At 55.2% G+C, this 26659-nt stretch carries 29 protein-coding genes and 1 tRNA gene; 18 read left to right on the top strand and 12 right to left on the bottom strand.

The genetic code is table 11. The features are described from left to right. Positions 1-5: 5 nt before the first annotated feature. On the bottom strand, positions 6-944 hold the full coding sequence (locus ABLU78_RS17770) for a LysR family transcriptional regulator (protein WP_020078131.1): 939 nt from the start codon (positions 942-944) through the stop codon (positions 6-8). Positions 945-1046: 102 nt separating this feature from the next. Here ABLU78_RS17770 and ABLU78_RS17775 point away from each other — a divergent pair, with 102 nt between their 5' ends. From ABLU78_RS17775 to ABLU78_RS17785, 3 genes are all read left to right on the top strand, one after another. After that, positions 1047-1652: an NAD(P)H-dependent oxidoreductase gene (locus ABLU78_RS17775; protein WP_032712369.1), complete on the top strand. Its 606-nt coding sequence runs from the start codon at positions 1047-1049 to the stop codon at positions 1650-1652. Positions 1653-1729: 77 nt separating this feature from the next. Continuing rightward, positions 1730-2029 carry a metalloregulator ArsR/SmtB family transcription factor gene (locus ABLU78_RS17780; protein ID WP_015370089.1) on the top strand — a complete coding sequence of 100 codons (300 nt, stop codon included), beginning with the start codon at positions 1730-1732 and terminating at the stop codon, positions 2027-2029. A 9-nt stretch (positions 2030-2038) separates the two neighbouring features. After that, complete coding sequence (locus ABLU78_RS17785) at positions 2039-2560, top strand: rhodanese family protein (protein WP_020078128.1); 522 nt, start codon at positions 2039-2041, stop codon at positions 2558-2560. Here ABLU78_RS17785 and lpxO read toward each other — a convergent pair. Further along, on the bottom strand, positions 2557-3459 hold the full coding sequence (lpxO, locus tag ABLU78_RS17790) for a lipid A hydroxylase LpxO (RefSeq protein WP_015370087.1): 903 nt from the start codon (positions 3457-3459) through the stop codon (positions 2557-2559). The genes ABLU78_RS17785 and lpxO overlap by 4 nt on opposite strands. Before the next feature lie 208 nt (positions 3460-3667). Here lpxO and ABLU78_RS17795 point away from each other — a divergent pair, with 208 nt between their 5' ends. Next, a complete protein-coding gene (locus tag ABLU78_RS17795; protein WP_015370085.1) occupies positions 3668-3847 on the top strand; it encodes a hypothetical protein in 180 nt (59 codons plus the stop codon). A gap of 42 nt (positions 3848-3889) precedes the next feature. Here ABLU78_RS17795 and stpA read toward each other — a convergent pair whose 3' ends face one another. After that, positions 3890-4291, bottom strand: a complete 402-nt coding sequence (stpA, locus tag ABLU78_RS17800) for a DNA-binding protein StpA (RefSeq protein ID WP_032706443.1) — start codon at positions 4289-4291, stop codon at positions 3890-3892. A 716-nt stretch (positions 4292-5007) separates the two neighbouring features. On the opposite strand from stpA, the gene alaE reads away from it, so the two are divergent. Beyond that, positions 5008-5457: an L-alanine exporter AlaE gene (gene alaE, locus ABLU78_RS17805; protein ID WP_015370082.1), complete on the top strand. Its 450-nt coding sequence runs from the start codon at positions 5008-5010 to the stop codon at positions 5455-5457. Between the two features lie 64 nt (positions 5458-5521). On the opposite strand, the gene ABLU78_RS17810 is transcribed toward alaE, so the two are convergent. Then, the gene (locus tag ABLU78_RS17810) at positions 5522-5884 is read right to left on the bottom strand and encodes a DUF2002 family protein (RefSeq protein ID WP_015370081.1); all 363 of its coding nucleotides are present in this window, start codon (positions 5882-5884) and stop codon (positions 5522-5524) included. 149 nt (positions 5885-6033) lie between these two features. Between ABLU78_RS17810 and ABLU78_RS17815 the strand changes: the two genes are divergently transcribed. Then, positions 6034-6381 carry a DUF883 family protein gene (locus tag ABLU78_RS17815; RefSeq protein WP_015370080.1) on the top strand — a complete coding sequence of 116 codons (348 nt, stop codon included), beginning with the start codon at positions 6034-6036 and terminating at the stop codon, positions 6379-6381. 76 nt (positions 6382-6457) lie between these two features. Here ABLU78_RS17815 and ABLU78_RS17820 read toward each other — a convergent pair whose 3' ends face one another. Beyond that, positions 6458-7816, bottom strand: a complete 1359-nt coding sequence (locus ABLU78_RS17820; RefSeq protein ID WP_032712375.1) for a PLP-dependent aminotransferase family protein — start codon at positions 7814-7816, stop codon at positions 6458-6460. A gap of 90 nt (positions 7817-7906) precedes the next feature. Between ABLU78_RS17820 and ABLU78_RS17825 the strand changes: the two genes are divergently transcribed. From ABLU78_RS17825 to leuA, 12 genes are all read left to right on the top strand, one after another. Next, a complete protein-coding gene (locus ABLU78_RS17825) occupies positions 7907-8338 on the top strand; it encodes a carboxymuconolactone decarboxylase family protein (protein ID WP_015703232.1) in 432 nt (143 codons plus the stop codon). Between the two features lie 183 nt (positions 8339-8521). Beyond that, complete coding sequence (gene nrdH / locus ABLU78_RS17830) at positions 8522-8767, top strand: glutaredoxin-like protein NrdH (RefSeq protein WP_015370077.1); 246 nt, start codon at positions 8522-8524, stop codon at positions 8765-8767. After that, on the top strand, positions 8764-9174 hold the full coding sequence (nrdI, locus tag ABLU78_RS17835; protein ID WP_015370076.1) for a class Ib ribonucleoside-diphosphate reductase assembly flavoprotein NrdI: 411 nt from the start codon (positions 8764-8766) through the stop codon (positions 9172-9174). The genes nrdH and nrdI overlap by 4 nt, the downstream gene beginning before the upstream one ends. Beyond that, positions 9147-11291, top strand: coding sequence for a class 1b ribonucleoside-diphosphate reductase subunit alpha (nrdE, locus tag ABLU78_RS17840; RefSeq protein WP_015370075.1), 2145 nt, complete (start codon positions 9147-9149; stop codon positions 11289-11291). The genes nrdI and nrdE overlap by 28 nt, the downstream gene beginning before the upstream one ends. Positions 11292-11301: 10 nt before the next feature. Next, entirely contained in the window at positions 11302-12264 is a 963-nt protein-coding gene (gene nrdF / locus ABLU78_RS17845) for a class 1b ribonucleoside-diphosphate reductase subunit beta (RefSeq protein ID WP_015370074.1), read from the top strand. A gap of 345 nt (positions 12265-12609) precedes the next feature. Next, on the top strand, positions 12610-13812 hold the full coding sequence (proV, locus tag ABLU78_RS17850; RefSeq protein ID WP_015370073.1) for a glycine betaine/L-proline ABC transporter ATP-binding protein ProV: 1203 nt from the start codon (positions 12610-12612) through the stop codon (positions 13810-13812). Further along, positions 13805-14869 (top strand): glycine betaine/L-proline ABC transporter permease ProW, encoded by a 1065-nt coding sequence (proW, locus tag ABLU78_RS17855; RefSeq protein ID WP_015370072.1) that lies wholly within the window; start codon positions 13805-13807, stop codon positions 14867-14869. Before proV ends, proW begins: the two co-directional genes overlap by 8 nt. 14 nt (positions 14870-14883) lie before the next feature. Then, complete coding sequence (gene proX, locus ABLU78_RS17860; RefSeq protein ID WP_015370071.1) at positions 14884-15879, top strand: glycine betaine/L-proline ABC transporter substrate-binding protein ProX; 996 nt, start codon at positions 14884-14886, stop codon at positions 15877-15879. Between the two features lie 445 nt (positions 15880-16324). Then, positions 16325-16855, top strand: a complete 531-nt coding sequence (gene mprA / locus ABLU78_RS17865; RefSeq protein ID WP_015370069.1) for a transcriptional repressor MprA — start codon at positions 16325-16327, stop codon at positions 16853-16855. Positions 16856-16986: 131 nt separating this feature from the next. Continuing rightward, positions 16987-18159: a multidrug efflux MFS transporter periplasmic adaptor subunit EmrA gene (gene emrA / locus ABLU78_RS17870; protein WP_015370068.1), complete on the top strand. Its 1173-nt coding sequence runs from the start codon at positions 16987-16989 to the stop codon at positions 18157-18159. Between the two features lie 15 nt (positions 18160-18174). Next, positions 18175-19713, top strand: coding sequence for a multidrug efflux MFS transporter permease subunit EmrB (gene emrB, locus ABLU78_RS17875; RefSeq protein WP_020078123.1), 1539 nt, complete (start codon positions 18175-18177; stop codon positions 19711-19713). 136 nt (positions 19714-19849) lie between these two features. Continuing rightward, on the top strand, positions 19850-21508 hold the full coding sequence (gene leuA / locus ABLU78_RS17880) for a 2-isopropylmalate synthase (RefSeq protein WP_032712381.1): 1659 nt from the start codon (positions 19850-19852) through the stop codon (positions 21506-21508). Here leuA and ABLU78_RS17885 read toward each other — a convergent pair. The 7 genes from ABLU78_RS17885 to ABLU78_RS17915 form a co-directional block, all read right to left on the bottom strand. After that, positions 21505-22272 (bottom strand): helix-turn-helix transcriptional regulator, encoded by a 768-nt coding sequence (locus ABLU78_RS17885; RefSeq protein WP_015370065.1) that lies wholly within the window; start codon positions 22270-22272, stop codon positions 21505-21507. The genes leuA and ABLU78_RS17885 overlap by 4 nt on opposite strands. A 48-nt stretch (positions 22273-22320) precedes the next feature. Next, positions 22321-22836, bottom strand: coding sequence for an S-ribosylhomocysteine lyase (gene luxS, locus ABLU78_RS17890; protein ID WP_015370064.1), 516 nt, complete (start codon positions 22834-22836; stop codon positions 22321-22323). Between the two features lie 163 nt (positions 22837-22999). Beyond that, a complete protein-coding gene (gene gshA, locus ABLU78_RS17895) occupies positions 23000-24556 on the bottom strand; it encodes a glutamate--cysteine ligase (protein ID WP_032712382.1) in 1557 nt (518 codons plus the stop codon). Positions 24557-24622: 66 nt separating this feature from the next. Continuing rightward, positions 24623-25051 carry a YqaA family protein gene (locus ABLU78_RS17900; RefSeq protein WP_015370062.1) on the bottom strand — a complete coding sequence of 143 codons (429 nt, stop codon included), beginning with the start codon at positions 25049-25051 and terminating at the stop codon, positions 24623-24625. Further along, positions 25048-25614 carry a fructose-1-phosphate/6-phosphogluconate phosphatase gene (gene yqaB, locus ABLU78_RS17905; RefSeq protein ID WP_045366759.1) on the bottom strand — a complete coding sequence of 189 codons (567 nt, stop codon included), beginning with the start codon at positions 25612-25614 and terminating at the stop codon, positions 25048-25050. The genes ABLU78_RS17900 and yqaB overlap by 4 nt, the downstream gene beginning before the upstream one ends. A gap of 126 nt (positions 25615-25740) precedes the next feature. After that, on the bottom strand, positions 25741-26055 hold the full coding sequence (locus tag ABLU78_RS17910; protein WP_015370060.1) for a BON domain-containing protein: 315 nt from the start codon (positions 26053-26055) through the stop codon (positions 25741-25743). A 295-nt stretch (positions 26056-26350) separates the two neighbouring features. Further along, positions 26351-26427, bottom strand: a tRNA-Arg gene (locus ABLU78_RS17915). Positions 26428-26659: the final 232 nt, after the last annotated feature.

A 26659-nucleotide genomic window follows, 5' to 3' on the forward strand; every position in this document is an offset into this window, starting at 1 on the left:
CCGGATTAACCTGACGCTGAAGAATCCTCCTGGTTTTCTCCACCGGCTAACTGCTGCGGCAGCCGCGCCAGCAGTTCATCTACCACTACGCGAATTTTCTGCGGCACCCATACCGCTTCCGGCCAGACGGCGCTGATCGCAAAACTGCCGCTAACGGACGACGGCAATATTTGCTGGAGTTCTCCCCGCGCTATCTCGTCCGCCACTAGCCAATCCGGCAGCCAGGCGATTCCCAGCCCGCTTTTTGCCGCCGCGGCGATGGCGGCGAAATCATCCATCGCCAGTCCGGGCTGAGGGCGAAACGCGAGCGCCGCTCCCTGCGTATCGCGCAAATGCCATTTCTGCATCTGCCCGGCGTAGAGATAGCCGATGGTAAGATGCTCGTGCAGTTCTTCCGCCGTCTGCGGCGCTGGTTGATTATGCAGATATAACGGCGATGCGCAGAGAATCATGCCGTGCTGGCCTAAACGCCGGGCCTTAAGAAAGCTGGAATCGCTCAACGCGCCGATACGTATCGCCATATCGAACCCTTCTTCAAACAGATTGACCTGACGGTCGCTAAACGACAGCTCAAGCTTAAGCTCCGGATAACGTTGGCTAAGAGGAAACAAGATCGGCGCCACGCAGCGTTGGCCAAACAGCACCGGCAGGCTAATTCGCAGCCGCCCTTGCACCAGGGTTTTCCCGCGCTGAATTTCATTTTCCGCATCCCGCAGGTTATCCAGCGCCCGGCGGGATTGCAGATAAAAGACCTCGCCTTCTTCGGTCAACGCCTGCCGACGCGTGGTGCGCTGAAACAGCGCGACGCCAAGCCGCTGCTCCAGCCGGGAAATGCTCTTGCCGACGGCGGAGCGCGTCACGTTCAGCTTCTCCGCGGCTTGCGCAAAGTTGCCGCATTCGACGACGGCGACAAATACCGGGATCGCATTTAAATCACTGCGCATTGATTGGTTCCTGAATGGATACAATGATAAAAAATAATGTCACTACTGGAGAAAAAAAGACAGTGTTACCCTGCGGACCATCAACTTTATGGGGAGTCCGTCATGAGTAACGTTTTGATTTTAAAATCCAGCATCAACGGCCCGGCGTCGCTAACCAACCAGCTAATAGATGAATATATGCAGACCCGCCGCGAGGCCGGTCATCAGGATTCGGTCGTCGAACACGATCTGACCACCCTCGCCTTGCCGAAACTCGACGGCGCGCTGTTTGCCGCGCTGCGCGGCGCGCAAGACTCGCGCCCGGCGATTCAGCAAGGGGTTGCCCTCTCTGACTCACTCATCGGCGAGTTAAAGGCCAGCGATCTGCTGGTGATCGGCGCGCCGATGTATAACCTCAACGTGCCAACCGATCTCAAAAACTGGTTCGATCTGGTGGCGCGGGCGCGGGAAACCTTCCGCTACACCGAGACCTGGCCTCAGGGACTAGTGGAAGGCGTGCGTGCGGTGGTCATTAGTTCGCGCGGCGGCGTCCATGACGGGCAACCCAGCGATGCGGTCACCCCTTACCTGCGCGCGGTGCTGGGATTGATGGGGATTAGCGACGTTGAATTTATCTATGCCGAAGGGATGGATATTCGCCCGCACGGCCGCGACGCGGGCATTGCCCACGCCCGCCAGCATATCGCCAGGGCCGCTCAGCAGGCGTGAGCTCCGTTCTTTATACGGCTGGTAAAGGGTCATCTTTTATTTTAGAATAATCTAAATTTAGCAAATACTAAAATAAGATGACCACAGCACAACAACTGCAGGCCAGCGCCGGGGAAGCCGCTGTCCTGCTGAAAGCGATGAGCAATCCCCACCGGCTACTGATTCTGTGCATGCTCTGCGAAGCCCCGCGTACAACCGCAGGCGAGCTGGCGCAAATCACCGGCCTGAGCCCTTCCGCCACCTCTCAGCACCTCGCGCGAATGCGTGATGAAGGGCTAATCGACTGCGAGCGCGATGCGCAGCGCCTGCGCTATTTCATTACCCATCCCGCCGTTCAGCAGGTCATCGCCACGCTGAAGACCATTTACTGCCCGTAAGGAGTCCTTATGACTATCGCCACCGTTTCAGCCAACGAAGCCCAGGCGCTTATCGCCCAGGGGGCGCGGTTAATTGATATCCGCGCTGCCGACGAATACGCCCGCGAGCATATTCCGGCGGCGACACTGCTGCCATTAGAACAATTAACTCACGGCGCGGCGCTCAATGCGCAGCCGGGCGACACCATCATTTTTCACTGCCAGGCCGGCTCGCGCACGCAAAATAACGCCAGCCTTCTGGCCGCCGCCGCCGCGCCCGCGCAGGTTAAGCTGCTGGCTGGCGGTATTCAGGCGTGGCGGGCGGCGGGGTTGCCGATAGTCGAAGATAAATCCCAGCCGCTGCCGCTAATGCGCCAGGTGCAAATCGCCGCAGGCGCGCTGATTTTGCTGGGCGTAGTGCTGGGCTACGCCGTCAACAGCGGCTTTTTCTTGCTGAGTGGTTTCGTTGGCGCGGGGCTCACTTTCGCTGGTCTCACCGGTTTCTGCGGCATGGCGCGCCTGCTGGCGGTCATGCCGTGGAACCGGCGTTAAAACGCCTGCCAGATGAGTAGGGCGATGCCGCCGAAGAGCAGCCATTTGACGATGTAATAAACCGTTTTATTCCATTTTTTCAATCGCTTGCCAATAATGCGGATTTGATAAATGTAACGGAAGCTGCGATTAATTCCGCCGGTGCGGTCGCCGACGTCGTTCGGCGCGGCGGCGGCGCTCATTAAATTTCGCCCCAGCCAGTGGTTCACCTTCTGCGCCCAGCGGTAACGCATGGGCCGTTCGATATCGCAAAAAAGAATCAGCCGATTCTCACCGCTGGTATTTTCCGCATAGTGAATATAGGTTTCGTCAAACAGCACACCCTCACCATCGCGCCAGCTGTAGCGTTCGCCGTCCACTTCAATAAAACAGCGGTCATCATTCGGCGTCGCCAGCCCGAGATGAAAACGCAGCGACCCGGCGTAAGGATCGCGGTGGCGAGGCAAACGGCTACCATCGGGTAGCGTGGCGAACATTGCCGCTTTAACCGAAGGAATCCCACGCAGCAGCTCGGTCGTTTTTGGACATAGCTGGCTGGCGGAGGGATGCGCGTCTTCATACCATTTCAGGTAAAAACGTTTCCAGCCGGTTTTAAAGAATGAGTTAAATCCGGCATCATTATATTTTTCCGCCGCTTTTATTTGCTCCAGACGCTGCAGGTTAATCCCCTCTTCACGAATAACCAACCAGTTCTTTTGTAATATCGCCAACTCTGGAAAAGTCTCCGGGCGTAGATACGGCGTATTTGGCACGCGAGAAAAAAGGTACATAAAGCCATTAAGGGGCGCGGTAAAAGTTGAATGATCGGAAAGCTGCCGCCAGAAACGATAGCGAACCTTTCCGCGATAATGGACGTAGAGCACAGCAATTATAATAATAAGTAAAATGATATACTTCATATTCGCTTATCTGACCATGTTCTGTTTTAAATCATTCCTCGCTGGCAGCGTTAGTTGCCTTCACCGCAGCGCCGTCAAAACCATTAACAAAGATAATACATCCACCCCCACATTGTTTTAACAAAAAACAGCACGATCATTGAATCCGTCAGCGTCGTTGAGCTATCGTTTAGGTTCTTAGTTGTGACCAATGCACAGGAGAAACACCATGTTTGCAACAGGCGATCTGGTACAACCGCGCGTCGGCGGGCCAAAATTGAAGGTAGTGGAAGTGAATGGCGATAGTCTGGTCGTCGTTCAGGCAAGTAACGAGCAGGGTGAAAAGTTTACTCTGAAAGCGGTTGATGTTACGCCTTATACCGAAGAAGGCGATTTCGGCGTCTGCTAAGTAAAACGGTGGGGAATCCCACCGTTTTAACCTACGCTCGATTTAAATCAGGAAGCTCTCAAGCGATTTCCCTTGCGCGACGGCTAAAGCGATCGGCTTCGGCATACGTCCCTGCCCGGTCCAGGTTTTTTCTGCGCCGGTATGGTCGGTATAACGATATTTAGCGGGACGCGGCTTACGCTTTTTACTGCTTTTCGCCGGGGCCATTTCATGCAGCACTAATTCATCAGGTGAAATACCATCAGCAACCATTAATTCCAGCCAGGTATTAATTTTCTCCTGATATTCTGCCTGCTGCTGTTGCGTCTTCTGCTGCTCAGCGCGTTTTTCTTCAGTGACGATCCTGAGCTTTTCCAGCATCTCTTCAAGCACGTCAGTGGAGAATTCACGCGCCATAGCACGCAGTGAGCGAATATTATTCAGTTTTTGTAACATAAAAGACATAAAGATCAAAAATCCCAAATCGAAAAAATAAAACAAGAATTACCCGGTCAGTTTAATAGATATGTATATTTATTTCCAGCCTTAGCTTATTCAAATAAATATGTACAGGATTACACCTATGAACGCGCTGAAATTTATTGGCGGGTAATAGCGAAATAGAACATAAATACAGCCTAGCGCAGATGAATAATGCATAGTGCGACATGATAATATTCATAATGTTATATTTATAGCCACTTCAGTGAGTTATAAAATCTTCGCCCGCCGTGGGGAATGCCAATAGCTTTGCGACAATGAATTTAAATTCACATAATCAGAATAAAACCCATTATTTACATACAGCAGCAAATGCTGATAAAAAGGCATCCATCCAGTAAATAACGCCAATAGTGACCAGCATCACATTACGGAATCAGGCGCCCGCCTTATCAACCTCCCTTCCCCTGTCATGCTTACTCGTCACCTTACAAAACAAAATCATATCTATTTGATATTAAACAACATAATCAAAAAAAGGAACAAAAGTAGCGCAAGCTGAGCAAAACGCCAGTTCACAGAGTGTTTTATCGACAAAAAGGCGATAAATAAAAATTTATAGCTAGTTGTCACTTACTACACAGAGATATACTCTACACGCATCAAAACAGGCAGCCCAAAACCGCTACACCATGCGCACTTTTCGGCGTTATTGACTTCATTTTTCGAGGAGCATACCGATGTTCTCTGCTCAATCCCGCTTGCGTCATGCGGTAGCAGACACCTTTGCAATGGTGGTCTACTGCACCGTTGTCAATATGATGATCGAAATTTTCCTCTCCGGAATGACCTTTGAGCAGTCGTTATCTTCACGCCTGGTCGCGATCCCGGTTAACATTATTATTGCGGTGCCTTATGGCTTCTATCGCGACTTCGCCATGCGTCAGGCGCGCCGAATCAGCACCTCGGGATGGATGAAAAACATTGCTGACGTCGTCGCATATGTGACTTTCCAGTCACCGGTGTATGTATTGATTCTACTGTCGGTAGGCGCAGACTGGCATCAAATTGCCGCCGCGGTCAGTTCAAACATTCTGGTATCAATGATGATGGGCGCAGTGTACGGCTACTTTCTCGACTTCTGCCGTCGCCTGTTCCGCGTCAGCCCTTATCAGCAAGCTAAAGCCTGATCCTTGTCATTCAGCGACTGGCCGCTGCCAGTCGCCCGCTTTCACCCAACCCGCATTTGACTATTTAGCCGTGAGACATCTGCGGCTGAGCTTCGCCAAACAGCCCATTCAGAAAACGCTCAAGCGCCATCCGCGAACTAAAACCGTGGGGAATGCCGTAATGCTGCTGCGCATCCCCCGCCAAATAGAGCGGAAACTGTTCATAATGGTCGCAAGTTTTAATCTCGCTGGCAGGTTCAGCCAGTGAATTACTGCGCTCTTTGAGCGCCGGATGAATAACTAAAGCGGTACGCCCCATGCGCGCTTCGCGGTTCACATAAACATAATTATCGCCACGGCGATATCCATACGCTTTTTGCGTCACAACATCCATGGTGAAGCCGGCTTTTTCAAGAACACGCGCCACCTCATCGGGTCTTAAATACATACTGATTCCTCGTTATCTTTTACCGCACATTTACCTTACCTTATTCACGAATAGCAGCGCTTTCAGAAAATTCCATAAACTCCCGCAAAAGCATAATGCAAAATCATGTCCTACACTTAATAACTCGAATGGAACAAAGGGAGAAACCAATGGCTAACCGTGTGAACCGCAACGACATTGATGAAAGCGCCGAGGATATTCATAACGAAGTCAGCCAATTAGCGGATACGCTGGAAGAAGTGCTGAAATCATGGGGCAGCGATGCGAAAGATGAAGCTGAGAATGCGCGCAAAAAAGCGCAGTCGCTGCTGAAAGAGACGCGTGCCCGCCTGAACGGCAATACCCGCCTGCGCCAGGCGGCCTATGATACCGTTGAACGCGCCCGGGATGCCGCCGGCTGCGCCGACAGCTACGTGCGCGATAAACCCTGGCAGAGCGTTGGCGCGGCCGCCGCCGTTGGGGTATTTATTGGCGTTTTGCTTAATTTGCGTCGATAATAGTGTTGATAGACTACATGTGAAGATAACAAATACGCGTCTGACCCTGCGTCCCAATGGTACGCAGGGTTTTTTGTTATTCCACGCTGGCCAGCGCTTGCTTTAATTCGCCTACCACTTCACGCGCCATCACCGCCGACGTTATATTCGTAAAACTCATCAATAGCCCGCCCTCACCGCGGCTAAGCATGCGCCAATCGCTCAACGCCTGCACCGCCAGCCCGGCTCGTTGGCAGCGCCGGGCCTGCTCGCGATCGTCTCCCTTCACCGCCATCACCAGTTGGATCCCGCCGGACTGCGGTACCACCTGAAAACCCTGCTCCTGCAGCGCCGACTCCAGCCACTGCCTGCGCAACGCGTAGCTGGCGCGCATTTTTTTCAGATGGCGCCAGAAATGCCCCTCATTGATGAAGTCCGCTAACGTCTGCTGCCATAAGGTCGGTACATTACAGTGGCTCAATTCAGCCTGACGGCGAAACCGCGCCGCCAACGGCAGCGGTACCACCAGCCACGCGACGCGCAGCGCGGGAAACATCGATTTACTAAATGACCCGGCGTACAGTACCCGCTGTGGCGCATCGAGGCTTTTCAGCGGCGGTAGCGGTTTCCCCTGATAGCGAAATTCACTGTCGTAATCATCTTCAATAATCCAGCTATCTCGCTGCGCCGCCCACTGCAGTACCTGGCGGCGCCTCTCCAGCGATAGGGCCACGCCGAGCGGGCTTTGATGCGCTGGAGTCAACAGCGCAAAGCGCGCCTGCGGAAAGTGTGCCTGCGCCCAGTCGATATCCATTCCCTGTTGGTTAATCGGTACCGGATCGATATTGACCCCCGCCGCGCTAACTACCGGCCGAATGAACGGATATCCCGGATCCTCCATCCACATATGCTGCCCCGGTTGCGCGAGGGTACGCAAAATTAGCGCCATTGAGGCCGCATAGTTGCCGCTAATCACAACCTGCTCCGGCTGGCACTCGATGCTGCGCGACAGACGTAAATAGTCGACAATCGCCTGACGGAGAACCGGTTCGCCGCAGGGATCGCCGGGCGCGAGGTCGAAGCGCGATTGCGTCCGTAGCCGCCGCCCCATCACCCGCGCCCACACCCCGCGCGGGAAAAGATCCAGTGCCGGTAGCCCCATTTGAAAAGGCTGCGGCGCGGAGGATCCCTGGCCTGCCGTCGGGCGCTGAGCCGTGACCTGCCGCGGGCTTAGGCGCTCGCTGACAAAGGTACCCGCCTGGCCGCGGCGCTCCAGCCAACCCTGGGCCACCAGCTCGCCCCAGGCATTTTCAATCGTCGCCCGCGACACGCCAAGCTCCTGCGCATAAACCCGGCTCGCGGGCAGGCGGCTTCCCGGGGCCAGCTCGCCATTCTCAATCGCTGATTTCAGCTGTCGGGCGATACGCTGGTAGTGCGGCACTTTTTTGGCTTCCATTATGGTCTGCTTTTTTCATCACAATATGGCTATCTTATGCAGTCCATTATAGTGCTATTTTGCCCGGGTCTTAGAGAGGAGAACTGCAAGATGACCACATTACGTCAGCCGTACAGCGAACTGAGCCCGGAAATCTATAAGGGGTTGGTTCAGGCCAGCATAGCGCTGGAAAAAAGCGAATTGGGCAGCACGATGGTGGAGCTGGTCTATTTGCGGGTGTCGCAAATTAACGGCTGCGCTTTTTGCCTTGAGATGCATAGCAAAGCGTTACGCAAAGCCGGCGTTGCCCAGGACAAGCTGGATGCGCTGGCAGGCTGGCGCGTAAGCGCCCACTTCAGCGCCGCGGAACGCGCGGCCCTGGCATGGGCGGAATCGGTTACTGATATCGCAGCCAGCCACGCTGAAGATGAGGTGTACCTGCCTTTAGAAGAGCATTTTACCCCCCGCCAGATTAGCGATTTAACCTTCGCCATCAGCCTGATGAACGCCTTCAACCGACTTGCGGTCGCGATGCGGATGTAATTTTCGGGTATCGACTTCCCTCCCCCGCCAGGCTAGTCGGTGGGGGATAACTTATCGAAAAACTCTATATATTGCGTGGTTGAAGTTTTAAATAACTACATCTAGTATTTCCTGAACAGTAAGCCCATAACGTTCGGCACGATTTTTTACGCCGTCTTGTTATCTTAAATGGAAATACGAATCATGCGCATTATTATTTACACTCGAAATGACTGCGTGCAATGCCATGCCACCAAACGCGCGATGGAGAGCCGCGGTTTCGCCTTCGATATGGTCAACATCGACCAACACCCTGAAGCCATCGACATGCTGCGCGAGCAGGGATTCCAGCAATTACCGGTGGTGATGGCCGGGGAAACCCGCTGGTCCGGCTTCCGCCCCGATATGATTAATCGCCTGCGTCCCGCCGCGGCTACGGCCAGCCTATGAGCCTGATCGTCTACTTCTCCAGCAGCTCGGAAAATACGCATCGCTTTGTGCAGCGTCTGGCGCTGCCTGCCGTGCGCATCCCGCTCAACGAGCGTGAGCGAATTCAGGTAGACGAACCCTATATTCTCATCGTCCCCAGCTACGGCGGCGGCGGGACGGCAGGCGCCGTGCCGCGCCAGGCGATCCGCTTTTTAAACGACCCGCATAATCGCCGGCTGATTCGCGGCGTGATCGCCGCCGGTAACCGTAACTTCGGCGAGGCCTATGGCCGGGCGGGAGAGGTCATCGCGCAGAAATGCGGCGTGCCGTATCTGTATCGTTTTGAGCTGATGGGTACCCAGCAAGATGTCGACAACGTGCGTAAAGGAGTAAGCGAATTTTGGCAACGACAACCGCAGAACGTGTAACCGCCGGGGCGTCTGATTTCCACGCCCTCAATGCGATGCTGAATTTATACGACAGCAACGGCCGTATTCCCCTGGAAAAGGACCAACAGGCGGTCGAAGCATTTATCCATAATCACGTGCGTCCCAACAGCGTACCGTTCGCCGGGCTGGAGGAGAAACTGCAATGGCTGAGCGACGAAGGTTATTACGATCCGGCAGTGCTGGCCCGCTATGAGCGACGTTTCGTACTGGCCCTCTTCGCCCACGCGCATCAACACGGTTTTCGCTTCCGTACTTTCCTCGGCGCGTGGAAGTTCTACACCAGCTATGCCTTACGCACTTTCGACGGCAAACGCTACCTGGAGCATTTCGCCGACCGCGCCTGCATGGTGGCGCTAACCCTGGCCCAGGGTGATGAAACCCTGGCGCGACAGCTGGCCGATGAGATCCTCGCCGGGCGCTTTCAGCCAGCGACGCCGACCTTCCTCAACGCCGGTAAACAGCAGCGCGGCGAGCTGGTCTCCTGCTTCCTGCTGCGTATCGAAGATAATATGGAGTCGATCGGTCGGGCGGTGAACTCCGCCCTGCAGCTGTCAAAACGCGGCGGCGGCGTGGCGTTCCTGCTCTCCAACCTGCGCGAAGCGGGCGCGCCGATTAAACGTATCGAAAACCAATCCTCCGGGGTGGTGCCGGTGATGAAAATGCTGGAAGACGCCTTCTCATACGCCAACCAGCTGGGAGCGCGTCAGGGAGCCGGCGCGGTTTACCTTCACGCCCATCACCCCGATATTTTGCGCTTCCTCGATACCAAGCGGGAAAACGCGGATGAGAAGATCCGCATTAAAACCCTGTCGCTGGGGGTAGTCATTCCGGATATCACCTTCCAGCTGGCGAAAGAAGACGCGCAGATGGCGCTGTTCTCGCCCTATGACGTTGAGCGACTGTACGGCAAAGCCTTTGGCGATATCGCCGTCAGCGAGATGTATGCGCAACTGGTGGCCGACGACCGCGTTCGTAAACGCTGGATCCGCGCCCGCGATCTGTTCCAGCGGCTGGCGGAAATTCAGTTTGAATCCGGCTATCCGTACATCATGTTCGAGGATACGGTGAACCGCGCCAATCCGATCGCCGGGCGCATTAATATGAGCAACCTCTGCTCGGAGATCCTGCAGGTCAATAGCGCCTCCACCTTTGACGAAAATCTCGATTACGCTACCGTTGGCGAGGACATTTCCTGCAATCTCGGCTCGCTGAATATCGCCCACGCTATGGATTCGCCGGACTTCGCCCGCACCGTCGAAGTAGCGGTTCGCGGCCTGACGGCGGTCTCCGATATGAGCGATATCCGCTCGGTGCCATCGGTGGCGGCGGGTAATGCCGCATCGCACGCCATCGGCCTTGGCCAGATGAACTTGCACGGCTATCTGGCCCGCGAGGGGATCGCCTACGGCAGCCCGGAGGGGCTGGACTTCACTAATCTCTATTTCTACACCGTCACCTGGCACGCCCTGCGCACCTCTATGGCAATGGCGCGCGAGCGTGGCGTGCGTTTTGCCGGGTTTGAGCAGTCGCGTTACGCCAGCGGCGACTATTTCCAGCAGTATTTGCAGGGTGACTGGCAGCCGAAAACCGCCACGGTGCGCGAACTGTTCGCCCGTGCGGGGATTACCCTGCCCGATCGTGAGATGTGGCGCCAGCTACGCGACGACGTGATGCGCTACGGCATTTATAACCGCAATTTGCAGGCGATCCCGCCGACCGGTTCGATCTCTTACATCAATCATGCCACCTCCAGCATTCATCCGATTGTGGCGAAAATCGAGATCCGTAAAGAAGGTAAAACCGGCCGCGTGTACTATCCGGCGCCGTTTATGACTAACGACAATCTGGCGCTGTATCAGGATGCCTGGGAAATTGGCCCGCAAAAAATTATCGATACCTATGCTGAAGCCACGCGACATGTCGATCAAGGGCTGTCGCTGACGCTGTTCTTCCCGGATACCGCCACCACGCGCGATATCAACAAAGCGCAAATTTACGCGTGGAAGAAAGGTATCAAGACGCTGTATTACATTCGCCTGCGCCAGCTGGCGCTGGAAGGTACCGAAATCGAAGGCTGCGTGTCCTGCGCGCTGTAAGGAGAACAGGATGACCCATTTATCGCGCATCAGCGCCATTAACTGGAATAAAATCGAGGATGATAAAGACCTCGAAGTGTGGAACCGGCTGACCAGTAATTTCTGGTTGCCGGAGAAAGTGCCGCTGTCCAACGACATTCCGCACTGGCAGACCCTGACGGCTCAGGAGCAGCAGTTGACCATCCGCGTCTTTACCGGGCTGACGCTGCTCGACACCATCCAGAATACCGTCGGCGCCCCGGCGTTGATGACCGACGCTCTCACTCCACATGAAGAGGCGGTGCTGTCGAACATTAGCTTTATGGAGGCGGTGCATGCCCGCTCCTATAGTTCGATATTCTCGACCCTGTGCCAGAGCAAAGATGTCGATGCCGCCTACGCCTGGAGCGAGGAGAACGCTCCGCTACAGCGCAAAGCGCAGTTGATGCTCAATTACTACCAGGCCGATGAACCGCTGAAGAAAAAAATCGCCAGCGTGTTCCTAGAATCTTTCCTCTTCTATTCGGGGTTCTGGTTGCCGATGCATTTTTCCAGCCGCGGCAAGCTGACCAATACCGCCGATTTAATTCGCCTGATTATTCGCGACGAAGCGGTGCACGGTTACTATATTGGCTATAAATATCAAAAAGGGCTGGAAATCGTCAGCGCCGCGAAGCGTGAGGAGTTGAAAAATTTCGCCTTTGATCTGCTGATGGATCTATACGATAACGAACTGGCTTATACCCGCGAACTGTATGCCGACAGCCCGTGGCTTGACGACGTCAACGCGTTCCTCTGTTACAACGCCAATAAAGCATTGATGAACCTTGGCTATGAGGCGCTATTCCCGGCGGAAATGGCCGCCGTGAACCCGGCAATTCTTGCGGCGCTGTCGCCAAACGCCGATGAAAACCACGACTTTTTCTCCGGTTCCGGTTCTTCTTACGTCATGGGTAAAACTGAAGCGACCGCCGACGACGATTGGGACTTTTAATCTCGCGATCGCTGGGGAATATATCGATACATTCTCCAGTGATCTATTTCACATTATTTCCTATTATCACACAAATAACCCTCTGGCCATTTTCGTGTCATATTTCCTTCATTTACACCAATTTTCCCATTCATTATTCATGCATAATCAAAAAATATCACCAGCCGTATATGATGGCTCAGCCCTTATATCACGGGCAATTCAGCCAGAGATCCCTATTCAGATTTTGGCTAGCTATTCACATCGAGGGTTGTCACAGAATCTCAGTATGTTAGGGTGTAAAAAGGTAATAATCTTCACCAGGTACGATATCGATATAATTAAAGACAGGAAATCATTTATTGCATGGCAATTAAATTAGAAATCAAGAATCTCTATAAGATATTTGGCGAGCACCCGCAACGCGCGTTCAAATATATTGAAAAAGGACTTACCAAAGAGCAAATACTGGAAAAAACGGGGCTATCGCTTGGCGTTAAAGACGCCAGTCTGGCCATTGAAGAAGGCGAGATATTCGTCATCATGGGACTTTCCGGTTCAGGAAAATCCACCATGGTTCGCCTTCTCAATCGCCTGATTGAACCCACCCGCGGACAGGTGCTGATTGACGGCGTCGATATCGCCAAAATCTCAGATGCCGAGCTTCGCGAGGTGCGCAGGAAAAAGATTGCGATGGTTTTCCAGTCATTCGCCCTGATGCCGCATATGAACGTGTTGAATAACACCGCGTTCGGTATGGAACTGGCCGGCGTTTCCGCCGAAGAGCGCCAGCAGAAAGCGCTGGATGCGCTACGTCAGGTGGGGCTGGAGAATTACGCCCACGCCTATCCCGACGAACTTTCCGGCGGGATGCGCCAGCGCGTCGGCTTAGCCCGCGCATTAGCGATCAACCCCGATATTCTGCTCATGGATGAGGCCTTCTCAGCGCTTGATCCGTTAATTCGTACTGAAATGCAGGATGAGCTCACCAAATTACAGGCAAAGCATCAACGTACCATTGTCTTTATTTCCCACGACCTTGATGAAGCTATGCGTATTGGCGATCGTATTGCCATTATGCAAAATGGCGAAGTGGTGCAAATTGGCACCCCTGACGAAATTCTGAATAACCCGGCGAATGATTACGTTCGTACTTTCTTCCGCGGCGTCGATATTAGCCAGGTATTTAGCGCTAAAGATATTGCCCGCCGTAGCCCGGTTGGCCTGATTCGTAAAACTCCCGGTTTCGGCCCGCGTTCGGCGCTGAAATTATTGCAGGATGAAGACCGTGAATATGGCTACGTCATTGAACGCGGTAATAAGTTTGTCGGCATTGTCTCCATCGACTCTCTGAAAAGCGCGCTGAGCGAAAATCAGGGGCTCGATGCGGCGTTAATTGACTCCCCGCAGGCGGTGGAGGCACAAACGCCGCTCAGCGACCTGCTCTCCCACGTTGGCCAGGCGCCGTGCGCCGTCCCGGTGGTGGATGAAGGACACCAGTATCTCGGCATTATTTCAAAACGCATGCTGCTACAGGCTTTAGATCGCGAGGGGGCAAACAATGGCTGATCAATCAAACCCATGGGATACCGCAGCGCCAGCGGATAACGCGGCGCAGTCCGCCGACGCCTGGGGCAACCCAACACCGGCGCCCGCTGACGGCGGCGGCGCCGACTGGCTTAACAGCGCGCCTGCGCCGCAGCCAGAACATTTCAATATTATGGATCCGTTCCATAAAACGCTGATCCCGCTCGATAGCTGGGTTACCCACGCCATCGACTGGATCGTGCTGCACTTCCGTCCCCTGTTCCAGGGGATCCGCGTGCCGGTGGATTATATTCTCAGCGCCTTCCAGCAACTGTTGCTGGGGATGCCGGCGCCGGTGGCGATTATTCTCTTCGCGCTGATCGCCTGGCAGATCTCCAGCGTCGGCATGGGTATCGCCACCCTGATCTCGCTGGTAGCCATCGGCGCTATCGGCGCATGGTCGCAGGCGATGGTCACCCTGGCGCTGGTGCTGACCGCGCTGCTGTTCTGCATGATAATCGGCCTGCCGCTGGGGATCTGGCTGGCGCGTAGCCCGCGGGCGGCGAAAATCATCCGCCCGTTACTCGATGCGATGCAGACCACGCCGGCGTTCGTCTACCTGGTACCGATCGTCATGCTGTTCGGTATCGGCAACGTTCCGGGCGTGGTGGTGACCATTATCTTCGCCCTGCCGCCAATTGTCCGCCTGACGATCCTTGGGATTAACCAGGTGCCGGCAGACCTCATTGAGGCTTCACGCTCCTTCGGCGCCAGCCCGCGCCAGCTGCTGTTCAAAGTCCAGCTGCCTCTGGCGATGCCGACCATCATGGCTGGCGTCAACCAGACGCTGATGCTGGCCCTGTCGATGGTCGTTATTGCCTCGATGATCGCCGTCGGCGGCCTCGGTCAAATGGTGCTGCGCGGTATTGGCCGACTGGATATGGGGCTGGCGAGCGTCGGCGGTGTCGGGATCGTTATCCTCGCGATTATCCTTGACCGCCTGACGCAGGCCGTCGGCCGCGATTCCCGTAGCCGCGGTAACCGCCGCTGGTACACCACCGGACCTCTGGGGCTGATTACCCGCCCTTTCTGTAAATAAGAGAAGGAATAACGATGCGACATACAACTCTCCTTGCCACAGCGTTTACCGCCCTCGTCACGACCAGCGCGTTTGCTGCCGAGCTGCCGGGTAAAGGCATCACCGTGAAACCGGCGCAGAGTACTATTTCCGAAGAAACCTTCCAGACGCTGCTGGTCAGTCGCGCGCTGGAGAAACTGGGCTATAACGTCGAAAAGCCGAGCGAGGTCGACTATAACGTCGCCTACACCTCCATCGCCTCTGGCGATGCCACCTTTATTGCCACCAACTGGCAACCGCTGCATGATGATATGTACGCGGCGGCGGGCGGCGATAAAAAATTCTACCGTGAAGGAACCTTCGTCACCGGCGCGGCGCAGGGCTATCTGATCGACAAGAAAACCGCCGAGCAGTACCACATTAAATCCATCGACCAGTTGAAAGATCCTAAGATCGCCAAACTGTTTGATACCAACGGCGATGGCAAAGCCGATCTCACCGGCTGTACCCCCGGCTGGGGCTGCGAAGCGGTCATCAACCATCAGATTGATGCCTATGGGCTGAACAATAAAGTGGTCCATAACCAGGGTAACTACGCGGCGATGATGGCCGATACCATCGCCCGTTATAAAGAAGGCAAACCGATTCTTTATTACACCTGGACGCCGTACTGGGTCAGCGACGTGCTGAAACCGGGTAAAGATGTGGTCTGGCTGCAGGTACCGTTCTCCTCCCTGCCGGGAGAACAGAAAGATATCGACACCAAGCTGCCGAACGGCGTCAACTACGGTTTCCCGGTGAACACCATGCATATCGTCGCCAACAAAGCCTGGGCCGAGAAAAACCCGGCGGCGGCGAAGCTGTTTAGCCTGATGAAGCTGCCAATTGCCGATATCAACGCCGAAAACGCGATGATGCATGCCGGCCATGCTTCAGAAGCCGACATCAACGGCCACGTTGATGGTTGGATTAAAGCCCACCAGCAGTTGTTCGATGGCTGGGTGAAAGAAGCGCTGGCGGCGCAGAAGTAATCTCTCCCTCTCCCCGCGGCGTTTTATCGCCGTGGGGACTGCCTTCCCCTGTACCAACATGAAACGAATATGCATAAAAATGCGTATTTTCTGATTTCCCATTTTAGCGATTGTGAAGCCATCACGCCGTCTGCTAAGGTGAATAACTCTTTCCAGGCGTAATTTTCACCAACGTTATCAATAAGTCACCAATATGGAAACTCCTGCTCCCTGACGTCAGCCCCCGTGACTACCAACACGGGTAGGTTTCGTCGCATTCAGGTTGAGCTTACAGGTGGCGAACAGCATTATTATCCCTACGCAACTCAGCGCTTTAGCCTATGGTTTGGCATGGAAAATCGGCGACTCGCCGGAGATTTTAAGTATTAATAGTGACCAATAATTCATTTGCTTTATTTGTCACAATAGTTATTATATCGGCTGTAATTAATGAGGTTATACCCAAATGGATAGTTCGTTTACTCCCATTGAGCAGATGCTCAAATTCCGCGCCAGCCGCCATGAAGATTTCCCTTTCCAGGAGATTCTCCTCACCCGTCTCTGTATGCACATGCAGGGTAAGCTGCTGGAAAACCGTAACAAAATGCTGAAAGCGCAAGGGATTAACGAGACATTATTTATGGCGCTGATAACGCTTGAGTCTCAGGAAAATCACAGCATTCAACCTTCCGAGCTGAGCTGCGCGCTGGGTTCGTCACGCACTAATGCCACCCGCATCGCCGACGAACTGGAAAAACGCGGCTGGATCGAACGTCGTGAAAGCGATAACGATCGTCGCTGCCTGCACCTGCAGCTGACCGACAAAGGTCATCAATTCTTGCGCGAGGTATTACCTCCGCAGCACAACTGTCTACACCAGCTGTGGTCTTCTTTAAGCACCGCGGAAAAAGACCAGCTGGAGCACATCACCCGTAAACTGCTTGGCCGCCTCGACCAAATGGAAGAAGACGGCGCGCTGGCGGGATCCCTGCGCTAAGCACGGAGCCGCACAATATTTTGAGTTGCAAGGAACACGGTCAGGCCAGCAGATCTTCTGCTGGCCTTTCTGGTAAACAGGTCGGCTCAGCCGATGTGAAATAATAAGAATGTAAAATTGTGGAGAATCAGATGAGCGAAAATGCGGCGAGCCAAACTCCGCAGCAATCAGGCAGCAAGAAAGGGAAACGCAAAGGCGCCCTTCTGCTCCTGACCTTGCTCTTTGTTATTGTGGCCGTAGCCTACGGCATTTATTGGTTTTTAGTCCTGCGTCATTATGAAGAGACCGATGACGCTTATGTGGCAGGGAACCAGGTACAGATCATGGCGCAGGTTTCCGGCAGCGTGACTAAGGTCTGGGCCGACAACACCGACTTTGTGCAACAAGGCGATCCGCTGGTCACCCTCGACCAGACCGACGCCCAGCAGGCGTTTGAAAAAGCCAAAACCCAGCTGGCGGCAAGCGTGCGCCAGACTCGCCAGCAGATGATCAACAGCAAGCAGCTGCAGGCGAATATTGACGTCAAAAAAACCGCCCTCGCTCAGGCGCAGGCAGACCTTAATCGTCGTATCCCGCTGGGCGCCGCGAACCTGATTGGCCGCGAAGAGCTGCAGCACGCACGTGACACCGTCGCCAGCGCGCAGGCCGAACTCGACGTCGCCATTCAACAGTACAACGCCAATCAGGCAATCGTACTGGGCACCAAACTGGAACAGCAGCCGGCGGTGCTGCAGGCGGCGACCGAAGTCCGCAACGCCTGGCTGGCGCTGCAGCGTACGCAAATCGTCAGCCCGATTAGCGGCTACGTTTCTCGCCGCTCGGTGCAGCCTGGCGCGCAGATCGGTACCACTACCCCGCTGATGGCGGTGGTTCCAGCCACCAACCTGTGGGTTGACGCCAACTTTAAAGAGACACAGCTCGCCCATATGCGTATCGGCCAGCCGGCGACCATCGTCAGCGATATCTACGGCGATGACGTGAAGTACACCGGTAAAGTGGTCGGCCTGGATATGGGTACCGGCAGCGCCTTCTCCCTGCTGCCGGCGCAAAACGCCACCGGTAACTGGATCAAAGTCGTCCAGCGTCTGCCGGTTCGTATCGAGATAGATGCTAAACAGCTGGCGCAACATCCGCTGCGCATTGGCCTGTCGACGCTGGTTGAAGTAGACACCAGCAATCGCGAAGGCGAGATGCTGGCAAGCCAGGTACGAAGCTCGCCGGTCTATGAAAGTAATGCCCGTGAAATCGGCCTTGAGCCGGTAAATAAACTGATCGACGGTATCATCCAGGCCAACGCCGGATAATTCGGGGTGAGCGTAATGCAACAGCAAAAACCGCTCGAAGGCGCGCAACTGGTCATCATGACCATTGCGCTGTCGCTGGCGACTTTCATGCAGGTGCTGGACTCCACTATCGCCAACGTGGCTATTCCGACCATTGCCGGTAACCTTGGCTCGTCGCTGAGTCAGGGAACCTGGGTCATCACCTCGTTTGGGGTGGCGAACGCTATCTCCATCCCGATTACCGGCTGGCTGGCTAAGCGCGTCGGCGAAGTGAAACTCTTCGTCTGGTCGACGGTGGCATTCGCCATCGCCTCCTGGGCCTGTGGGGTGTCGAACAGCCTGACGATGCTGATTTTCTTCCGCGTGATTCAGGGGATCGTCGCCGGTCCGCTGATCCCGCTATCGCAGAGTCTGCTGCTCAGCAACTACCCGCCAGCGAAACGCTCAATCGCGCTGGCGCTGTGGTCGATGACGGTCATCGTCGCGCCGATTTGCGGCCCGATTCTCGGCGGCTATATCAGCGATAACTACCACTGGGGCTGGATCTTCTTCATCAACGTGCCGATTGGCGTGGCGGTGGTTCTCATGACGCTGCAGACCCTGCGCGGCCGTGAAACCCGCACCGAGCAGCGGCGTATCGACGGCGTCGGGCTGGCGTTGCTGATTATCGGGATCGGTAGCCTGCAGGTGATGCTCGACCGCGGTAAAGAGCTCGACTGGTTCGCTTCCAACGAGATTATCATCCTGACCATCGTGGCGGTGGTGGCGATAAGTTTCCTTATCGTCTGGGAGCTGACCGACGATAACCCGATAGTCGACCTGTCGCTGTTTAAGTCGCGTAACTTTACCATCGGCTGTTTGTGTATCAGTCTGGCCTATATGCTCTACTTCGGCGCCATTGTATTGCTGCCGCAGCTTCTGCAGGAGGTATACGGCTACACCGCCACCTGGGCCGGTTTGGCTTCGGCGCCGGTCGGGGTGATCCCGGTCATTCTGTCGCCGATTATCGGCCGCTTTGCTCATAAGCTCGATATGCGGCGGCTGGTGACCTTCAGCTTTATTATGTATGCGGTGTGCTTCTACTGGCGCGCGTGGACCTTTGAACCGGGAATGGACTTCGGCGCATCGGCCTGGCCACAGTTTATCCAGGGTTTTGCGGTGGCCTGTTTCTTCATGCCGCTGACCACCATCACTCTCTCTGGCCTCCCGCCGGAGCGGCTGGCGGCGGCGTCGAGCTTGTCGAACTTTACCCGAACCCTTGCCGGCTCCATCGGTACCTCAATTACCACCACCATGTGGACCAACCGCGAGGCGTTGCACCATGCGCAGCTCACCGAGTCGGTGACGCCGTTCAACCCCAACGCCCAGCAGATGTACGATCAGCTGCAGGGTATGGGAATGACCCAGCAGCAGGCTTCCGGCTGGATTGCCCAGCAGATAACCAACCAGGGGTTGATTATCTCCGCCAACGAAATCTTCTGGGTTTCGGCGGGGATCTTTATCCTTCTGCTAGGCCTGGTGTGGTTCGCCAGGCCGCCGTTCAGCGCCGGCGGCGGTGGCGGGGGCGCACACTAAGTATTAACAAAAGGGATCTGCGGGTCCCTTTTTTATTGCCGGACCTTGTCCATTTCGCGCTAGCTTCTGTCCATTTCGCTAAAGCCGCCGATGGGTTATGTCATGCAGGATAAAGCTCCGACTACAGGAGAACACCATGCTGACCAATCCTTGCGAAAAATACAGCCCTTATCCGCCTATCACCCTGCCCGATCGCCGCTGGCCCGAGCGGCAAATCACTACCGCGCCGCGCTGGCTTTCCACCGATTTGCGCGACGGCAACCAGGCGCTGGCCGAACCAATGGATGCCGCGCGTAAGCTGCAGTTCTGGGATCTGTTGCTGGAGTGCGGTTTTAAAGAAATAGAGATCGCCTTCCCCTCCGCCTCGCAAACCGATTTCAACTTTGTGCGCCAGCTGATTGAGGAGCAACGCATTCCTGAAGATGTCACCATTCAAGTATTGACTCAGGCGCGGGAAGAACTCATAGCACGAACCTTCGAAGCGCTGCGCGGCGCCCGGCAGGCGACCATCCATCTCTACAATGCCACCGCGCCGCTGTTTCGCGAGCTGGTTTTCGGCATGGAAAAGGCCGAAGTGATCGAGCTCGCCACCCGCGCCACCCGGCTTATTCGTCAGCATTGCGAACAGCAGCCGGACACCCGTTGGCAATATGAATATTCACCGGAAACCTTCTGTTTTACCGAGCCGGAATTCGCCCTTGAAATCTGCGAAGCGGTGGCGGAAATCTGGCAGCCCTGCGGCGAACGGCCAATGATTATTAATCTCCCGGCAACGGTCGAAGTCAACACGCCGAACGTCTACGCCGATCGGATTGAATATTTTTGCCGCCACTTCTCGCGCCGCCAGGATGTGTGTATCAGCGTGCATCCGCATAACGATCGCGGTACCGGCGTCGCCAGCGCCGAACTGGCGGTGATGGCCGGCGCCGATCGCGTTGAAGGCTGTCTGTTCGGCAATGGCGAGCGTACCGGCAACGTCTGTCTGGTCACGCTGGCTATGAATCTCTATAGCCAGGGCGTGGATCCGCAGTTGCGCTTTACGCAGATGAATCGGGTGGTAGAGATCGTCGAGAACTGCAACCAGCTCCCGGTACATCCGCGTCATCCATGGGCAGGCAGTCTGGCCTACACCGCCTTTTCGGGTTCACATCAGGATGCCATTAAAAAAGGGTTTGATGCCCGTAAACCAGGAGATCGCTGGCAAATGCCGTATTTACCTATCGATCCACAGGATATCGGCTGCAGCTATGAAGCGGTGATCCGCGTTAACAGCCAGTCAGGTAAAAGCGGCAGCGCATGGCTGATTGAGCAGAACCACGGTCTTAAGCTGCCGCGGGCGTTGCAGCAGGACTTCAGCCAGTACGTTCAGCAAGAAACGGATAGCCATGGTAAAGAAATGACCCATAACGCATTATGGCAGCTGTTTCGCAGCCGTTACGGCCTGCTGGCGCAGCCGACGCTGGCGTTACTCGACTATCAGAGCGACGGCCAGCAGGATGGCGAACTGACGTTACAGGCTGCGCTGCGGATGAATGGCGAAACCCGCCGCTTGAACGGACGTGGTAACGGTTTGTTATCCGCCGCCGCCAACGGCCTGAGCGCGCTGTTAAAACGTCATTTCGTTATCAAGGACTACCACGAGCATACCCTCGGGGCGCGCAGCGACAGCCGCTCCGTTGCCTATATTCGCTGCGTCTTTGCCAATGGCGAAAGTCGATGGGGCGTCGGCATTGATAATGACGTTGCCCGCGCGTCGTTACAGGCGTTGTGTAATGCCGTTCACGCCAGGGATTAATCCAACGGGCGAAAATAGTCGCTGGGCGCGGTCCCCATTACCCGGCGGAACATGGCGCTAAAAGCGCTGTGACTGCCGTAACCCAGATCCAGCGCTACCCGTAGTACCGACTGCCCCTGCGCCAGGCGAACCAGCGCCTCCATCAGCTTCGCCCGGCGCACCCATTCGCTCCAGGTCAGGCTGGTCTGCTGTTGAAAATGGCGGTTCAGCGTACGCTCGCTCATTCCGCCTGCTTGCGCCGCCTCACGGCTGCCCCACGGTTCACCGGGCGCTTCGCGCACCCGCTGGCATAACCGACGCAGGCTATCGCTATGCGGTTCCGGCAAACCGAAAGGTAATACCGACATCCCGCGAATTTCATCCAGCATCAGCTCATAGATACGTTCATCGCGGGTGCCGGGGAAATAGCGCTCTTCCAGCGCCAGCGACGCGACGATAAGCTCACGCAGCAGCGGTGAGATCTGCACGATCTGGCAGGTAGAGGGCAGATCGGCACGGGCCAGCGGATCGATAAATAGCGTCCGTGCGGCCACATTGCCGGTTATGCGCAACGCGTGCGGCGTATGTGCCGGTAGCCAGACGCCGCGCCCCGGCGGCACGACCCAGAATCCGACCGGCGTTTCCACCCGAACCACGCCGCTGAGAATATGCAATAACTGAGCGCAGTCGTGGCAATGCATCGGTTCGCTATCGCCGTGGGCGTAATCATGGGCAAATGGCACCAGCGCGCGGTGCTGGAAGGAAAAGGAGAGCGTTGTCGACATGATAAGCGGAGAGCGGCCCGACGCGATGGCCGGGCCGACGCATGCGCACTAGATGTGCAGTTCTTGCAGTTTTTCTTTCGGCAGCGCCAGCTCATCGTTGCTGTTGATGCGAACATCACGCTCAATGATGTGGCGGGCGATATCCTGCGCTTCCTCCAGCGAGTGCATGGTGTAGGTTCCGCACTGGTAGACGTTCAGCTCAGGGATCTGATTCTGATCTTTGACTTTCAGCACGTCAGCCATCGCCGCTTTCCAGGCATCGGCCACGCGTTGCTCTTCCGGCGTACCAATCAGGCTCATGTAGAAACCGGTACGGCAGCCCATCGGAGAAATGTCGATAATTTCCACGCCATTACCGTTCAGGTGATCGCGCATGAAACCAGCAAACAGGTGCTCCAGTGTATGAATACCGCGCTCCGGCATCACTTCCTGGTTCGGTACGCAGAATCGCAGATCGAAAACGGTGATTTGATCGCCGTGCGGCGTGTTCATTTTCTTCGCGACGCGCACCGCAGGCGCTTCCATTCGGGTATGGTCGACTGTGAAACTATCTAACAACGGCATTCTTCACCTCCGATAGTGATTTTTTTTAAAATAAAATGAACTCTTCGTTCAACAGCGAGTCTGAGTATATGAAAGACGCGCATTTATTATCATCATCATCCCTGAATCAGAGATGAAAGTTTGGCCACAGTGATGTGGCCTTTTTCTTTTGTAGCGCTTTTTACTACGCGTGTCGTGCTAAAAGTGCCTCGAACGGCTCGCTATCTTCCGCTTCCACTTTCTTCTGTCGCGCGACCGACGCATCACGTTCGGCGATAAAATCTTCTTCGCTTAAAATTTCCAGCGGTTCATTGCGCAGCATCGTACGATACTCATCAGCCAGCTTACGCCCGGTACCGCCAATCCCTTCTTCAATCATAGAACGCAGAATGCGCGCTGAGAACGTTAATTCCGGATCGTCAAAGCACGCCAGCAGCTCATCGCACACCTGTTGATAGGCCTCGCCGCCGTGGATGCTGTCTAGCGTTTGCGCCACGCGACGTAAATCACGGAACAGATCTTTACCCACCTGCGCCAGCGGGAACTGCGCGCTTTCACAGCCAATCCCCAACGTCAGGCCCGGTTTACGGCCCTCAAGAATCACCCGGTTCCAGTTAGTGCGGGTACACAGCAGTTCGCTGCTGCTCATCTCCGGCGCATCGGCCAGCACGCACCAGACCATAAACAGATCGAGGAAGCGCACCTGCTGCTCATCCACGCCGATCGGCGAGAACGGGTTGATATCCAGCGAACGCACTTCGATGTACTCGATGCCGCCGCGCAGCAGCGCATCGGACGGCGTTTCACCGCTACGGGTCACGCGTTTCGGGCGAATCGGCGCGTACAGCTCGTTTTCAATCTGCAGAATATTGCTGTTGATCTGCAGATGTTTGCCGTCTTTCTCAAGACCGATTTTAGCGTACTCTTCCGATGGCGTTTTAATCGCCCGCTTCAATCCTGCCACATACTCGTGCAGATCGTTAAACGTAATTCCGAGATTGCTTTGCGACTTATTGGTATAACCGAGATCGCTAAGACGCAGAGAAGTGGCGTATGGCAGGTAATACATGCCGTTTCCGGCCTTCTCAAACGGCAGAGTCGTCGGTTTACCCTGCAGGAACGAGGAGCAAATCGCCGGCGACGCGCCGAACAGGTACGGGATCACCCAACCGAAACGGTAGTAGTTACGAATCGAGCGGAAATAACCGGCGGAAATAGCCTCTTTGCCGCTTTCGGCATCTTCCACGCCGCACTTGGCCTGCCAGAACGCCATCGGCAGCGAAAAGTTATAGTGCACGCCAGAAATGGTTTGCATCAGTGCGCCGTAGCGGTTTTTCAGCCCTTCGCGATACAACGTTTTCAGCCGGCCAACGTTAGAGGTGCCGTATTGCGCCAGTTCAATATCCTGACCCGGCGCGATATAGCACGGCATGCTCAGCGGCCACATCCGCTCGTCGCCGAGCTGGCGGGCGGTGAAGCGATGCACATCGCGCAGGAAAGTCAGCATATGATCGACATCGCCATCCACTGGAGTAATAAACTCCAACAGGGCTTCGGCAAAATCAGTAGTAATCCATTTATGGGTCAGCGCCGAACCTAAAGCTAAAGGATGGCCGGTCGTGGCCAGCGTGCCGTCGGCGTTAACGCGCAGCGTTTCACGCTCAAGCCCACGTTTAATGCCTTGCAGCGCCTGCGGATTTTTTTCCAGCCAGGCCAGCGCCTGTGATACATCCGGGATCAATTTGACCTCCCGCCTGTCGAAATCGTTTGAATTAGCATAATTGTAATGGTTGAACAATCAGTCCAATTAGTGCCACCACGTCATGCCCTGAAGGGTTGCCGCCGCTATGACGATATAACGCAACGCCTTACCAAGGCATAAAAAAAAGAGCACTGGTCCCCAGGAAATGCGCATCCATCCCGCTAGTAAACACAGCAAATCGCCTATAACAGGCGCCCAGCTCAATAATAATGTCACCGCGCCATAGCGTTTAAGCCAGCCGGTTGCCCTCTCCTGCCAGCGCGATTGCTTGCGCAGTGGAAACAGGCGCCCCAGAATAACGTTAGTTACCCCTCCAAGGCTATTGCCGATTGTTGCTATTAATACCAGCATCCACGGTTGACTTGCCCCCGTAAGAAGCATAGCAACCAGCACCACTTCTGAGTTACCGGGCAGTAAAGTGGCACTTAAAAAGCTGCTGGCAAAAAGCGACAGGAGCGACAGCGCGTCGCTCACAACAGACGCACATCCACAGCATCCATACCCGCGCGCTTCGCCGCCTCCAGACCGAAGTCGGCATCCTCGAAGACCACGCAGGTTTCCGGTGCGACGCCCATGCGCTCCGCGCACAGCAGGAAGGTATCGGGCGCAGGCTTATGCTGCGTCACGTGATCGGCAGCCACCACCGCGGAGAAGTAGTGGCGCAGGCCAAGATGCGCCAGCAGCGCTTCGGCAACAGCGCTTTCGCTACCGGTACCGACCGACATCGGGCGACGGCCATGCCACTCTTTTACCACCTCTATCAGCGGTAACGGGCGTACGCTATCCAGCAACATCGCTTTGACGGCGACGGTCTTTTCCTGCGCCAGACGATGCGGATCTAAATCAGCCTGATTCAGCTCGATAATCGCCTGGGCAATACGCCAGGTTGGAGAACCGTTGAGCGCGACCACGGCCTGCTCATCAAAACGCATACCGTAACGGCCCAGTACTTCACGCCATGCCTTACGATGCGTCGGCTCGGTATCGAGGATGGTGCCATCCATATCGAAAATCAGTCCTGCGTAACGTTGGTACATCGTGTTCTCACAAACCGGATAAGGAAACGTTACTGTATCGCAAAAGGCGGGTTTTGTCGCGGGGGAGCCAGAGACAGCAAAGGCGCCTGCAGGCGCCTTAATCAACTCGGGATAGCGAAAACGGTATTATTTGATTCGCAGGTCGTTCTCAACCACGCGCACGCCCTGCACGCGACGGGTGACCTCTACCGCCCGTTTAGCGCTCTCAGCCGACGATACGAAACCGCTCAGCTGTACGCGGCCTTTAAAGGTCTGCACGCTAATTTCTGAGGATTTGATATCTTTTTCGTTAAACAGCGCGCTTTTTACCTTGGTAGTTACCACGGTATCGTCAATATAACCGCCGGTGCTTTCTTTGGTGGACGATCCGGCACAGCCTGCCAGAGATACGGCGACCAGAAGCGTTGCGCAAAAGGCAGGTATTGCTTTGAACCATTTCATTGATTTCTCTCCTTGCATTCATCACACCCGGTTCAGGTAGATCTACAGGGATAAATTATAGTGGAAAGAGCGACTTGCCAATAAGAAATGTGTTGATTATCGAGGAGATAAAATGCGTCGTACTGATGGGATGAAAATTGGAGAGTTTTATTGAAGAGAAGATGGTGTATCCGGGAGGATTACTCGGCTGCGCCTCGCCCTACGGGCCGTTGCTGACGCAACGTTATCCTCCCTGGTACTCGCGATAATTTCGCATACCATGCAACAATCGAGATTGCTGTTACTGAGGAGAATATGGTGCATCCGGGAGGATTCGAACCTCCGACCGCTCGGTTCGTAGCCGAGTACTCTATCCAGCTGAGCTACGGATGCATCGGAAAAGCTAGTTTACTACAGAATTAATCCGAATCAGGTATGAAGGTGCATCCGGGAGGATTACTCGGCTGCGCCTCGCCCTTCGGGCCGTTGCTTACGCAACGTTATCCTCCCTGGTGCTTGCGATAATTTCGCAGACCATACAACAACGTCGTCGCTGTTATTAAGGAGAATATGGTGCATCCGGGAGGATTCGAACCTCCGACCGCTCGGTTCGTAGCCGAGTACT

The sequence above is a fragment of the Klebsiella sp. JN_Kp122 genome (genome assembly GCF_040062085.1).
Lineage (GTDB): Bacteria > Pseudomonadota > Gammaproteobacteria > Enterobacterales > Enterobacteriaceae > Klebsiella > Klebsiella aerogenes.

Excerpts from the sequence above, each read along its gene's own strand:
- alaE (WP_015370082.1), top strand. The coding sequence starts at position 5,008 with ATGTTCTCTGCTCAATCCCGCTTGCGTCATGCGGTAGCAGACACCTTT.
- nrdF (WP_015370074.1), top strand. The coding sequence starts at position 11,302 with ATGACCCATTTATCGCGCATCAGCGCCATTAACTGGAATAAAATCGAG.
- ABLU78_RS17820 (WP_032712375.1), bottom strand. The coding sequence starts at position 7,816 with ATGGAAGCCAAAAAAGTGCCGCACTACCAGCGTATCGCCCGACAGCTG.
- ABLU78_RS17815 (WP_015370080.1), top strand. The coding sequence starts at position 6,034 with ATGGCTAACCGTGTGAACCGCAACGACATTGATGAAAGCGCCGAGGAT.
- ABLU78_RS17825 (WP_015703232.1), top strand. The coding sequence starts at position 7,907 with ATGACCACATTACGTCAGCCGTACAGCGAACTGAGCCCGGAAATCTAT.
- ABLU78_RS17775 (WP_032712369.1), top strand. The coding sequence starts at position 1,047 with ATGAGTAACGTTTTGATTTTAAAATCCAGCATCAACGGCCCGGCGTCG.
- ABLU78_RS17810 (WP_015370081.1), bottom strand. The coding sequence starts at position 5,884 with ATGTATTTAAGACCCGATGAGGTGGCGCGTGTTCTTGAAAAAGCCGGC.
- emrA (WP_015370068.1), top strand. The coding sequence starts at position 16,987 with ATGAGCGAAAATGCGGCGAGCCAAACTCCGCAGCAATCAGGCAGCAAG.
- leuA (WP_032712381.1), top strand. The coding sequence starts at position 19,850 with ATGCTGACCAATCCTTGCGAAAAATACAGCCCTTATCCGCCTATCACC.
- nrdH (WP_015370077.1), top strand. The coding sequence starts at position 8,522 with ATGCGCATTATTATTTACACTCGAAATGACTGCGTGCAATGCCATGCC.
- proV (WP_015370073.1), top strand. The coding sequence starts at position 12,610 with ATGGCAATTAAATTAGAAATCAAGAATCTCTATAAGATATTTGGCGAG.
- ABLU78_RS17780 (WP_015370089.1), top strand. The coding sequence starts at position 1,730 with ATGACCACAGCACAACAACTGCAGGCCAGCGCCGGGGAAGCCGCTGTC.
- proW (WP_015370072.1), top strand. The coding sequence starts at position 13,805 with ATGGCTGATCAATCAAACCCATGGGATACCGCAGCGCCAGCGGATAAC.
- lpxO (WP_015370087.1), bottom strand. The coding sequence starts at position 3,459 with ATGAAGTATATCATTTTACTTATTATTATAATTGCTGTGCTCTACGTC.
- emrB (WP_020078123.1), top strand. The coding sequence starts at position 18,175 with ATGCAACAGCAAAAACCGCTCGAAGGCGCGCAACTGGTCATCATGACC.
- ABLU78_RS17885 (WP_015370065.1), bottom strand. The coding sequence starts at position 22,272 with ATGTCGACAACGCTCTCCTTTTCCTTCCAGCACCGCGCGCTGGTGCCA.
- yqaB (WP_045366759.1), bottom strand. The coding sequence starts at position 25,614 with ATGTACCAACGTTACGCAGGACTGATTTTCGATATGGATGGCACCATC.
- ABLU78_RS17770 (WP_020078131.1), bottom strand. The coding sequence starts at position 944 with ATGCGCAGTGATTTAAATGCGATCCCGGTATTTGTCGCCGTCGTCGAA.
- ABLU78_RS17910 (WP_015370060.1), bottom strand. The coding sequence starts at position 26,055 with ATGAAATGGTTCAAAGCAATACCTGCCTTTTGCGCAACGCTTCTGGTC.
- ABLU78_RS17795 (WP_015370085.1), top strand. The coding sequence starts at position 3,668 with ATGTTTGCAACAGGCGATCTGGTACAACCGCGCGTCGGCGGGCCAAAA.
- stpA (WP_032706443.1), bottom strand. The coding sequence starts at position 4,291 with ATGTCTTTTATGTTACAAAAACTGAATAATATTCGCTCACTGCGTGCT.
- ABLU78_RS17785 (WP_020078128.1), top strand. The coding sequence starts at position 2,039 with ATGACTATCGCCACCGTTTCAGCCAACGAAGCCCAGGCGCTTATCGCC.
- luxS (WP_015370064.1), bottom strand. The coding sequence starts at position 22,836 with ATGCCGTTGTTAGATAGTTTCACAGTCGACCATACCCGAATGGAAGCG.
- nrdI (WP_015370076.1), top strand. The coding sequence starts at position 8,764 with ATGAGCCTGATCGTCTACTTCTCCAGCAGCTCGGAAAATACGCATCGC.
- mprA (WP_015370069.1), top strand. The coding sequence starts at position 16,325 with ATGGATAGTTCGTTTACTCCCATTGAGCAGATGCTCAAATTCCGCGCC.
- proX (WP_015370071.1), top strand. The coding sequence starts at position 14,884 with ATGCGACATACAACTCTCCTTGCCACAGCGTTTACCGCCCTCGTCACG.